This is a genomic window from Xenorhabdus hominickii (assembly GCF_002632725.1).
Taxonomy (GTDB): Bacteria; Pseudomonadota; Gammaproteobacteria; order Enterobacterales; family Enterobacteriaceae; genus Xenorhabdus; species Xenorhabdus hominickii.
Genome location: NZ_NJAI01000001.1, coordinates 1,246,919 through 1,257,983, shown reverse-complemented (window position 1 = coordinate 1,257,983; position 11,065 = coordinate 1,246,919). Strand labels below are relative to the sequence as shown.

Genomic DNA, 11,065 nt, shown 5'->3' with positions numbered 1-11,065 from the left:
CGTCAATTACAACGACGACCCGAGCGCGTAAAAAGTTATTTCAAATCACGGTTTATTAAATATGCCGCATAGCCGATGTATTTTTCCGCCGGGTTAATAACACTGGTCGAAACTATCTCAAACATATGCCCCCAATAATTGGCCTTATCCGTATCCGGGCTGGTAATAACCGTAAAGATAACATCCTGTATTTGGCTTTCAATCTTAGCGCCTGTACCTTCATTCACGGTTATCAACACGGGAGTTTTCAGGCCGACACTACCCGCATCAGTGACAACAATCACCAGTTCACCATTTAGGTCAGAATTGCCGATGTAGATATCACCGTTCTTGTAAATTTTACCTGCAATTTCAAACTGCGCAGTAGGATCAACCAGCGCCGCCTTTGTCCGGCCAGTCGCTTTCCCCAGTTCAACCTTAATCGGCACTCCCCTTATGGTATTGCCACCTTTCAATGTCTTGACTGTGAGAGTAATCGGATCTTCTCTCTTCACTTTAGGCGCTTTCTTTCCATTATCTAAACCTTGCGTATTGACGGTCCAAGTCACATCAAACTTATCCGCAATTCCCAGCACCATCCCCTGAGTCCGTTCAATACTCCCGTTATTGCCTTTGCCATTATTGGGTCGCACAGTTAAGGCAATGATTTTACCTGCGTCTTGATCCGTCAGTTCGAAAGATTCTGGGATATGACCGCTCTTGACGATGACATTATTGGAGTTTTCTATCGCACGTATTGTCGGATCATCCTCTCCGGATTCATACACTCCCCATGCATAGAGGGACTTATCATCCGGATGACCACCCTTATCGTCAAAGACATAGGTCGCCGTGATTTTTTTCCCTATCGTCAATGGGCCAACCAATGTCAGATGAGTAATAACAGGATCTTGGTCGGGATCAATGACACCACCTTGATGGCTTCCTCCGCCGGAGTGATTTCCCGCTTCCCATTTCATGCTGCTGTTGATCGTCTTAGTGTCGTCTGCTTTCACGCTCAGCGCATTTTCTGCCCGAATTGAAAACTCTACGATCCGGTTAACATCCTGAGGTTCCAGTAAATAATCCACTTCACTGATCTGACCAGCTCTGTCCGGGCCGATACCTGTTTTACACGTTGTGCCATCTGGCGTTCCATCTAATTGCTTGCGGCACCATGTATACCCCGATTTATCCATGCCATCTCCCGTTCCTGCCTCAAAGATATATTTGGCGGTTAAGGTTTTTCCCTTCTCCAAGATACCTTCCAGCTTAAGCGCATGGATGTCAGGTTTAGCATTGGGATCAATAACACCGCCCTCGTGATTTCCTCCGGTCGTTTTGTTTCCTTGCTCTCCTTTACGCAGAACGACAGTCTCTGGCGGTAATTGACTCACCTGCTCGGCACTGGCGGCCAGTACCGACAGCTCCAGTACTTTACCTGCTGCAACCTGTGAAATGGTGTATTCAGGTACCTTCTCCTTATCCTTCACGCTCCCTGACAACATCAGCCCATCCTGATGCATATCGGCACGGGGCACGGTATTGATCTCTGCGGCCTTGGCGAGTGTTTTCACTGCATCAGCGGTGGTGTTTTCGGTGCCCCAGGCAAAAAAAGAGTGATCAGTCTCATTACCGCCATTGGTATGAAACTGGTAAGTCGCATTCAGCTTTTCACCCTGTGCCATAACCCCCGTGACGGAGAGCCCGCTGAGGGTTGGTGTATTGACAGCATCAAACTGAATTTCTACTGCTTGCTTTAGTGGCTTGCTATCCACAGTAGCGATAGCTTTCCATAGGCCGATTTTCGTTCCGGCAGTTATGATAACTTTATAAACCCCACTGCCTACTGGTTTCTCCATTACCTCGCCCATAGCAGGATTGGTACCACTTCCTGCCAACTCATTGCTGGTGATCTTAATGCTAACCGCCGCCCTATTAATGGGTTTTCCTTCCTTGTCTTTCAGATCCAGTATCAGAGTGGTTTGCTGCTGGCCATCCGCCGCCAGTGTCTTATCTACCGATATAAAACGACTATTTTCCATATCGATAGTCTCTGCCAACAACTTCCCAAAAGTCAGTGTTGCAGTATGTCTTATCTTTTGGGCATTCACTGTCAGGGTGACAGGTACACGGCCTTGTTTCCCTCCACCAGTCACTTTCCACTCATAATGACCACTACCCAATGGTACTTCTTGTACCTCAGTTATCTCTGGTTTCTTACCATCACCGTATAGTCCTCGGGTATCGACATCCAGACTCAGGTTATTTGCTACACCGGTTATCGGGTTATTCTCTTTATCCAGTAAATCCAGCACCAATAAACCGGATTCATCCACAGGCAAATTTTTCTTACCCACGTACCTAAACTGGGATTTTGTCTCGTCAATCAATTCCCCCAATGAAGTACTAAAAGTGAGGGTGACTGGGTTTAATGTGTGCCCATCCACCGTGGCCGTGATTTTCCACTCGCCATGTTGAGTGCCCGCCGTGACGGTGATTTCATAAATCCCGCTCCCTTCCGGCACTTCTTTAATTTCTGTATTCCATTCAGGGGATTTACCTTCACCTTGCAGGCCACTGAAATCCGATGTGAGCGTGATATTGCCTGCGGCACCGCTGACGGGCTTACTAACCTTATCGATCAGTTTTAGCCGGAGCACGGTTTGAGTTTTTCCATCCGCCAGCATCGATTGTTTGGCGAGTTCAAAACCGGAACCTTTCAGGTCAATAGCCAAAGCAGTCACCTGTACCTGAGTTTCTGCCCGTTCAGAAGCGTTGCCCTGATTATCATAGGCAGTGCCGGACAGAGTATAGGTATTGTTACCTTTTACATGATACGGTGGCAGCGTCAGCAGATAACGGGTTCCCTCACCAACCGAATAGGCAATCATGTTTTCTGGCGGCGTATCCCTTTTCTCCAGCTTGCCACCAGCAGCGACCAAATTCGCCGTATCCCAGACAATTTCTTTCAGCCCATATTTGGTGCTGATACTGACAGTCAACGGAACCACTTCACCGCCATGCCCGCTGATCCGCTCCCCCATACTCAGGCGTATCAGTTCTTTTTTACGGTATTCCAGCACAATCTGGTTATTACGCTCGACTAAATCATAACGCCCGCCTTGCAGACTGCGTTTAAAGGTCACCACATCCGGATCGATTTGCCTTGACCACGGGGTGCCAAGCTCATAGTTCAGGCCGAGATTAAACAGCGTCTCACCGCTCCCCTGCGCACTTTGCTTGCGGTCAATGCCCAGTGTGACCAACGGGATGGGCGTATAGCTCGCGCCGATAGTCAAAACGGAAGGATTTTTCTGGCGTTGTTCTTCACTCAACAAACCGACTTCATGACCAAAATACTGCTCATAGATCAATTTACCGCCCAATTGCGGGTAGGCGGGAATATTCCCTTCCGCCCGCAAATCAAAACCATTAGCCGGACGTTCAGCGTAATCTTTCAGTTTCTTGCCATCTCTCCAGCTACTGGCCCGGAAATAACCGTTCGCCGCGAATTTCATAAAATCACGGGCATATTCAGCACCCAGCCCCAAGCGGGTATGGTCACGGGTCACATCATGGTCAAAAAAGGCGTTGTAGCCAAACAGGCCGGTATCGAGAAAATGGCGCTGCCCCAAGCCAACGTTGACAGTCGTGCGGCGGTCGAGGCGGCGCAAGCCAAACTGGGTAAAGGCCAGCTGTTTTTCCGTGTCATACAACGGCAACAGCATATCAAACTGGCTACCTTCTAAGCGGCCACGACTATTCACATTAGCCTGTAACTTGACGGTGCCATAACGTTGCAGCCAGTTCTGTACCGCTTGATTGGCCTCACTGACCGCCATGCTATGCAATTGGCTTTTAGCACTCTCCACAACATTACCGTTTTTCAGCATCCCTGCGGCACGGGAAGCCGCACTCGCCAGCCAACGCTCGGTGTAATTTTCGGAAATATCGCTGACAGAGGCGGTTTGTCGGTTCTCCACTGGCGGCTCTTCCTGAGTAACAGGGGTGGCTTTGCCAGACACCACCGTGGGAGTAAAAGCACCCGCGACCGGAAATGCAATCTGGGCCAGAATATTGAGCCAGGCCACTCGTTTAATCCAATAATGTTGTTTATCTGTCCACGGGCTATTTTGTTTTTTCAGCATTTGAATTAACCCTTGCCATGAATACACGGTATCTCAATAGATTCATTGAATGGATAACACTCATTCCTCTTTTTTCTCCCCGTTATGTTCTTCATCTTTGGAGTTGCAGTTTGCAATTGATTGAGGAGAGACTTCAAATTAAGAAAAATAAGCATGATTCTATATAAGAGAACACTATTGACTAAGCACGATAAAAACTTTACAAAACATATAGTCTAAAAAATTTCAATTAGTTAATTAAACATTATTTAAAAATAAAAAACACTTTAACTTATATTAATCCATTTAAATTAAAAACTAAAAAAAATCAATTATCAGAAGAAAAAAAACATCACCACTATTGCAATAAAATGGTAATTAATTAATTTATACATATATATCAATAAATTGAAAACATAATTAATAATATAACTCCTGTTCACCTTATTACCTTAAAAGTGGCAGTTAACAATTAATCACAAAATGTAAACCTCATTATTTTTATTATCTGAAAAAATTTAAAAATTACATTTAAAAAACATCCGTAATTAATTTCAAAACACTTACTTACATCTCAAATTTTCTCCAATAATTATCGAATAATAAATTTACTCATCTATTGTTAACAATTCGACAAAATACACACTCATTCCAATAATGACACTATTTTGTTACACATCGAGAAAAATTTGTAATTTTACTCAGATTTCCAAGGCACATTTTTCCCTGAATAAATCCGCGCGTTACCGTACAATTCCCTATCTTGTTTTATGTAAGTTATCCGGAGAATGGATGGACAGAAGATTTGTTCAATCCCATAAAGAAGCACGTTGGGCAGTGTTCCTGACGTTGGCTTATCTTATTGGTTGGTTACTGTGTGCCTATTTACCTAGTGATGCCATCGGCTTAACTGGATTGCCTCACTGGTTTGAACTGGCGTGCCTGCTGCTACCCGCCTTATTTATCATCCTCTGCTGGTTGATGGTGACCTTTATATTCAAAGACGTTCCATTGGAGGACGATAATGCAAAGTGAAGTCATTTTGCCTTTAGTGGGATATTTAGCGCTGGTTTTCCTACTGTCAGTCTATGCTTATCGCCGCCGCCAAACAGGCGACTTCCTGAATGAGTATTTTCTCGGCAATCGCTCAATGGGCGGTTTTGTACTGGCGATGACCATTACAACTACCTATATTAGTGCCAGTTCATTTATTGGTGGCCCTGGTGCTGCTTATAAATATGGTATTGGTTGGGTACTATTATCACTGATTCAATTACCCGCGATCTGGCTCTCCCTGAGTGTGCTGGGAAAAAAATTTGCCATCCTTGCCCGCCGTTACAATGCGGTTACTCTCAATGATATGCTTTATGCACGCTACCAGAGCCGCTTTCTGGTCTGGTTTGCCAGCCTTAGCCTGTTGGTCGCCTTTGTCGGTGCGATGACAGTGCAGTTTATCGGCGGAGCACGTTTGCTGGAGACTGCCGCAGGCATCTCTTACGATACAGGGCTTCTGATCTTTGGTCTTTCAATCGCACTGTACACCGCATTTGGTGGCTTCAGAGCCAGCGTTCTTAATGATGCTTTGCAAGGGTTGGTGATGCTGCTGGGTACCGTGCTATTGCTGGTGGCGATTATCTACAAGGCGGGTGGCATATCAGCGGCAGTGACAACATTACGCACCATTGATCCGAATTTAGTTTCGCCTTACGGTGCTGACCATATCCTCACAGGGCCATTCATGGCATCCTTCTGGGTACTGGTCTGCTTCGGCGTGATCGGGCTGCCACATACGGCGGTACGCTGCATTTCTTATCGGGACAGCAAGGCAGTTCATCGCGGTATTATCCTTGGTACCATTGTTATGGCGATCCTGATGTTCGGCATGCACCTTGCCGGCGCACTCGGTCGGGCGATCATTCCTGATCTGACCATTCCCGATCAAGTGATCCCAACCCTGATGATCACTGTACTCCCCCCTATCGCTGCCGGCATTTTTCTGGCTGCACCCATGGCGGCCATTATGTCCACTATTAATGCCCAACTGCTGCAATCTTCGGCTACAATCGTCAAAGATCTCTATTTAAATCTGTTCCCGCACCAGATCAGCCAAGAGAAAAAACTATCACGCATCTCCAGCTACTCCACCCTGCTTTTAGGTGCATTATTGCTGCTGGCCGCATGGCATCCCCCTGAAATGATCATCTGGCTGAATTTGCTGGCTTTTGGGGGTCTGCAAGCTGTTTTCCTTTGGCCTCTGGTATTGGGGTTATACTGGGAAAAAGCCAATGCCCACGGGGCAATCAGCTCGATGCTGACAGGTGCCGCAAGCTATACGCTGCTGGCGACCTTCAATATTCAGCTCCTCGTTTTCCATCCCATCGTGCCATCACTGCTATTAAGTTTACTGGCATTCGGGATAGGGAATTGGATGGGGAGCAAAAACACGTTGATTTACAAAACACATTGATTCACAAAACTCGTTGATTCACAAAAAGAGAATTTTTATGCCTTGGATACAATTAAGACTAAACACCACGGGACAGCAAGCTGAAGCCTTGGGCGATGAGCTAATGGAAAGTGGTGCCGTATCAGTGACCTTTCAGGATAGCCACGATACCCCAATTTTTGAGCCTCTGCCGGGGGAAACCCGTTTATGGGGTGATACCGATGTCATCGGTCTGTACGACGCTGAAATGGATATGAAGGCTGTTGTAAGCCAATTGGAGCATCTTCCTCAACTGGGCAAAGGCTTTATCCACAAAATTGAACAACTGGAAGATAAAGACTGGGAGCGTGAATGGATGGATAATTTCCACCCAATGCGCTTCGGCAACCGCTTGTGGATTTGCCCGAGTTGGCGCGAAGTTCCAGAGCCAGATGCTGTTAATGTCATGCTTGACCCCGGTCTGGCGTTCGGAACCGGTACGCATCCAACCACTTCCCTCTGTCTGCAATGGCTTGATGGCCTGGATTTGGCAGGAAAAACCGTTATCGATTTCGGTTGCGGCTCAGGTATCTTGGCTATCGCAGCTCTGAAGCTGGGTGCAAAACAAGCGATCGGTATTGATATCGATCCACAAGCGATTCAGGCTAGCCGGGATAATGCAGAACGCAATGGTGTATCTGACCAACTAACTCTCTACCTATCTAAAGATCAGCCTAGTGATCTCGAATGTGACGTCGTGATTGCCAATATCCTGGCAGGCCCATTGCGTGAACTGGCTCCTATTATCGGCTCACTGCCTAAATCTGGTGGATTATTAGGCTTATCTGGTATTCTGGCAAGTCAGGCTGAAGGTGTCGCTCAAGCCTATGACAATGAATTCATTATCGATCCAATTGCGGAACAAGAAGAGTGGTGCCGCATCACAGGGATTAAAAAATAATCAATCAATACCTATTGAAAAGCGAGATTATCCACTAAAATGATTATCTAGGAGGTCAATTGGTGGTAATTCGTTCTATTTCTGATTAGAAATATAGGTAACAATAAATTTCATCAATAACACGTAACTAATTGTTATTTAACAATAATTAGCCATTTTTATAAAAATCAACTGGAAAAAATCCGTTATAAATATCGATTCGCTCAAAGTTTGGCCTTTCATATCTTGTGAAAAATGCGTAATATACGCGCCCTTAGTCACAGTTGACCACTCTTTCTTCGCTATGCGTATCGGACAATACCAGTTGAAAAACTGTCTTATTGCAGCCCCCATGGCTGGCATAACAGATCGCCCGTTTCGATCTCTTTGCTATCACATGGGTGCCGGAATGGCAGTCTCAGAAATGCTTTCTTCCAATCCTCAGGTTTGGAAGACGGACAAATCTCGGCTGCGTATGGTTCATAGCGATGAACCTGGGGTACGTTCTGTACAAATTGCCGGTAGTGATCCCGATGAAATGGCGGCGGCGGCGAAAATCAACGTCGACAATGGCGCTCAGATCATCGATATCAATATGGGATGTCCGGCCAAAAAGGTGAATCGTAAGCTGGCAGGCTCTGCATTACTGCGTTATCCAGAACTGGTTGAAAAAATCCTTTCTGCGGTAGTCAATGCGGTTGATGTGCCTGTTACTCTTAAGATTCGTACAGGATGGTCACCGGAAGAACGTAACTGTGTAGAAATTGCCCAATTGGCTGAGCGTTGCGGTATTCAGGCTCTTACGATACATGGCAGGACACGAGCTTGCCTGTTTAATGGTGAGGCCGAGTACGACAACATTCGGACAGTTAAGCAGACTGTTGCCATTCCAATTATTGCTAATGGCGACATCACTGACCCGCTTAAAGCCAGAGCAGTGCTTGAATACACCGGGGCTGATGCCCTGATGATAGGCCGCGCTGCTCAGGGAAGACCCTGGATCTTTCGGGAAATCCAGCATTATCTGGAAACAGGAGAACTGCTGTCACCGATGCCCCTTGGCGAAGTGCAGCGTTTAATGAGCGAGCATATACGAGAGCTGCATGACTTTTACGGTCAAGGCAAAGGAGTTCGTATTGCACGCAAGCATGTATCTTGGTATCTCAAGGAACATGCCCCTGGTGACCAGTTTCGGCGCACATTCAACGCCATTGAGGATGCCAGCGAACAGCTGGAGGCGTTGGAGGCATACTTCGAAAATTTTTGCGTAAATAAAGAAAAGAGCTGACAGAACTATGTTCGAACAACGCGTAAATTCTGATGTCCTAACCGTTGCTACTGTAAATTCACAAGATCAGGTTACTCAAAAACCTCTGCGTGATTCGGTTAAACAAGCACTGAAGAACTATTTTGCTCAACTGAACGGTCAAGACGTTAATGACCTGTATGAGCTGGTATTGGCTGAAGTAGAACAACCACTGTTGGACATGGTGATGCAATACACCCGTGGTAACCAGACCCGCGCAGCACTGATGATGGGAATCAACCGTGGTACTCTGCGTAAGAAACTTAAAAAATACGGCATGAACTGATCCTAGTCTTAGATCATGTTGTTATAAAAGCACTTTCTCTTTTAAGGGAAGTGCTTTTTTTGTTATGAGTACCCCACCGAATACCCCACATAAAAATCCTCAGCATAAAAATTCATTGGAAAACATAGAGACAAAAAAGATGTGAAAAAAAGAAAAGCGTTAGTGGGGTCACTAATTTAAGTGACTTTGTGTTGTTGGATAGTGACTCGTTTCTTGAGTGGCTTTGATAACAGGCACATCTGACGGGTATCATCAAATACAATACGTGCCTGATCACGGCTCACTGCGGCAGTGTAGATATCCTGCTGCCCGTTCTCCATCACCAGAAACCAGTTAGCCAATATCGCGGCAACGGTGGATTTGGCATTTTTGTGCGGGACTTGAATGTAAGCACTATGGTATTTCCGGCGTCCGGTTGCTTTGACTTTGAAGCCGAACAGATTGGCAAAGGCGAACTGCTGCCACGGCTCCAGCATAATCGGTTTGCCCCGCAAGTGGCCTTTGACGTGCGGACAGTAACGGGAAAAGGCAATAAACCGCGCTACCACCTCCGAATCAAATACATAAAGCGGGTTATGCAGGTCATTAAAGTAGCGTTTCACCTCCTGTTTTACCCGCTTACAGGCTGGAATTGTGCCGTTTTCGATATCAAAAGCGTACTGATCCCATACGTTCATAGTCGGTATAACTCGTCCTCTTCTTCCGTTTCTACCGGATTTTTACGCCGTGATACGGGGTCAAAACCCAGCAACGTCGACATTTTTATCATGATTTTTTCGGCGTCCGCTTTGGCGCTCAGTGATGGGTTACGGCTTTCACTGCCCTGACTGTTCACGATGCTAAAGCCCCAGATATCAAGGTCTGCCACCGCTTTTCGATAAATGGCATAGTTGACACAATAGAGTTCTAAATTGCTCCAGTCGGCAGCGGTGAGATCTTCCCGTTCACTTAAGGTTTTTGATTTGGCTTTCCATTGACTGGCGGCAATATCATTTAAATAAGTAGGCGGTTTGGGTGCTCTTGACATAATGTTCTCTGTTCCTTGTGATTTATTTTCAAAAAAATTGCAGGAGGGGGCGGTTCCGCTCAGAGGGATGTTTGTCATTTTTGATACCCCACCCGTTATTTCATATTGTTATTATTCCGAATTTCAACAATCGTGCCGCTTCTGCCTCCTGCTCCTGATAGCTTCCTTGTTTGCGCTTCGCTTTGGTGATGGGATCTGTCTGGACGGTCTTACGGTTGTGACAGGTCTGGCATAACGCTTGATGGTTCGATGCAGGCCAAAACAGCACATCCGCTTCACCCTGTATCGGGATGATGTGATCCACAATGCTTGCAGGTGTGTAACAACTCTGCTGTAAGCAATAGACACATAAGGGATGAGATTTTAGGTATTGCAGCCGATAGCGTCCCCATCGGTTACTGTATTCACGGTGAAAACCCATCTCCGTAATATCTTTACTAAAACCAATGTAACGAACCGTATAGAATTAGTTTCTTCTGGCTTTTTATCCATTTGGGGCAACGGCTATCTTTCCTGCGACTGTGATTAGTGCAGGCTGTACTCTGTCAATACACCTGACATATCCGTACTAAACCGGTTGACAGAAATAGGTTTATTCAGATTATTGCAGCAAAATAAGTGTAGTCGAGATATTTATGGGGGATTAAACGGCACAATTTCCGCATTGTTGATTAACATTCCATCCGATTGATTGGAGTCAACCAGATAACTGCATAAATCCGCCAATAACTGCCTTGCCTGTTGGGGAACCATAAATCAGTTAAGCAAGTGCCAAATAATAACGGATGACCAACAAGATATTAACCATCCCTTTCATCACCTAACACATTTATTTCTGAATGAAAAATAACAAAAAAATTAATTTCATTAAGTTAACCCGAATTCTGCTTAAGCCATCATTGGAACAGCTTCTTCTGAGTAGAAAACTTTCAGTGATGGTTTTTTCAATTTAAGGCAGTAAGCAATCAGTCC

At 45.7% G+C, this 11,065-nt stretch carries 8 protein-coding genes and 1 pseudogene; 5 read left to right on the top strand and 4 right to left on the bottom strand.

Going from position 1 to position 11,065, the window contains the following annotated elements; all coding sequences use genetic code 11:
- Positions 1 to 35: 35 nt before the first annotated feature.
- Positions 36 to 4,130, bottom strand: coding sequence for an inverse autotransporter beta domain-containing protein (locus Xhom_RS05585; RefSeq protein ID WP_069317766.1), 4,095 nt, complete (start codon positions 4,128 to 4,130; stop codon positions 36 to 38).
- A 771-nt stretch (positions 4,131 to 4,901) separates the two neighbouring features.
- Here Xhom_RS05585 and Xhom_RS05580 point away from each other — a divergent pair.
- The 5 genes from Xhom_RS05580 to fis all read left to right on the top strand — a co-directional run bounded on the left by Xhom_RS05580 (position 4,902) and on the right by fis (position 9,066).
- Positions 4,902 to 5,144 carry a YhdT family protein gene (locus Xhom_RS05580; protein ID WP_069317765.1) on the top strand — a complete coding sequence of 81 codons (243 nt, stop codon included), beginning with the start codon at positions 4,902 to 4,904 and terminating at the stop codon, positions 5,142 to 5,144.
- Positions 5,134 to 6,576: a sodium/pantothenate symporter gene (gene panF, locus Xhom_RS05575; protein WP_069317764.1), complete on the top strand. Its 1,443-nt coding sequence runs from the start codon at positions 5,134 to 5,136 to the stop codon at positions 6,574 to 6,576. Before Xhom_RS05580 ends, panF begins: the two co-directional genes overlap by 11 nt.
- Before the next feature lie 37 nt (positions 6,577 to 6,613).
- The gene (prmA, locus tag Xhom_RS05570; RefSeq protein WP_069317763.1) at positions 6,614 to 7,495 is read left to right on the top strand and encodes a 50S ribosomal protein L11 methyltransferase; all 882 of its coding nucleotides are present in this window, start codon (positions 6,614 to 6,616) and stop codon (positions 7,493 to 7,495) included.
- A gap of 283 nt (positions 7,496 to 7,778) precedes the next feature.
- Complete coding sequence (gene dusB / locus Xhom_RS05565; protein ID WP_071933896.1) at positions 7,779 to 8,762, top strand: tRNA dihydrouridine synthase DusB; 984 nt, start codon at positions 7,779 to 7,781, stop codon at positions 8,760 to 8,762.
- A gap of 7 nt (positions 8,763 to 8,769) precedes the next feature.
- A complete protein-coding gene (fis, locus tag Xhom_RS05560) occupies positions 8,770 to 9,066 on the top strand; it encodes a DNA-binding transcriptional regulator Fis (RefSeq protein ID WP_010847912.1) in 297 nt (98 codons plus the stop codon).
- Positions 9,067 to 9,248: 182 nt separating this feature from the next.
- Here the strand turns inward: fis and Xhom_RS05555 are convergent.
- The 3 genes and pseudogenes from Xhom_RS05555 to Xhom_RS05545 all read right to left on the bottom strand — a co-directional run.
- A pseudogene (locus Xhom_RS05555) lies at positions 9,249 to 9,743 on the bottom strand (terminase large subunit domain-containing protein); the annotation flags it as partial.
- Positions 9,740 to 10,093 (bottom strand): phage terminase small subunit P27 family, encoded by a 354-nt coding sequence (locus Xhom_RS05550; RefSeq protein ID WP_069318546.1) that lies wholly within the window; start codon positions 10,091 to 10,093, stop codon positions 9,740 to 9,742. The pseudogene Xhom_RS05555 and the gene Xhom_RS05550, both read right to left, overlap by 4 nt.
- Before the next feature lie 100 nt (positions 10,094 to 10,193).
- Positions 10,194 to 10,514: an HNH endonuclease signature motif containing protein gene (locus Xhom_RS05545; RefSeq protein ID WP_069317759.1), complete on the bottom strand. Its 321-nt coding sequence runs from the start codon at positions 10,512 to 10,514 to the stop codon at positions 10,194 to 10,196.
- Positions 10,515 to 11,065 lie beyond the last annotated feature (551 nt).

Bases quoted from the DNA above. Each gene is read 5' to 3' on its own strand.
- Xhom_RS05550 (WP_069318546.1), bottom strand. From the start codon at position 10,093: ATGTCAAGAGCACCCAAACCGCCTACTTATTTAAATGATATTGCCGCC.
- prmA (WP_069317763.1), top strand. From the start codon at position 6,614: ATGCCTTGGATACAATTAAGACTAAACACCACGGGACAGCAAGCTGAA.
- dusB (WP_071933896.1), top strand. From the start codon at position 7,779: ATGCGTATCGGACAATACCAGTTGAAAAACTGTCTTATTGCAGCCCCC.
- Xhom_RS05545 (WP_069317759.1), bottom strand. From the start codon at position 10,514: ATGGGTTTTCACCGTGAATACAGTAACCGATGGGGACGCTATCGGCTG.
- fis (WP_010847912.1), top strand. From the start codon at position 8,770: ATGTTCGAACAACGCGTAAATTCTGATGTCCTAACCGTTGCTACTGTA.
- panF (WP_069317764.1), top strand. From the start codon at position 5,134: ATGCAAAGTGAAGTCATTTTGCCTTTAGTGGGATATTTAGCGCTGGTT.
- Xhom_RS05585 (WP_069317766.1), bottom strand. From the start codon at position 4,130: ATGCTGAAAAAACAAAATAGCCCGTGGACAGATAAACAACATTATTGG.
- Xhom_RS05580 (WP_069317765.1), top strand. From the start codon at position 4,902: ATGGACAGAAGATTTGTTCAATCCCATAAAGAAGCACGTTGGGCAGTG.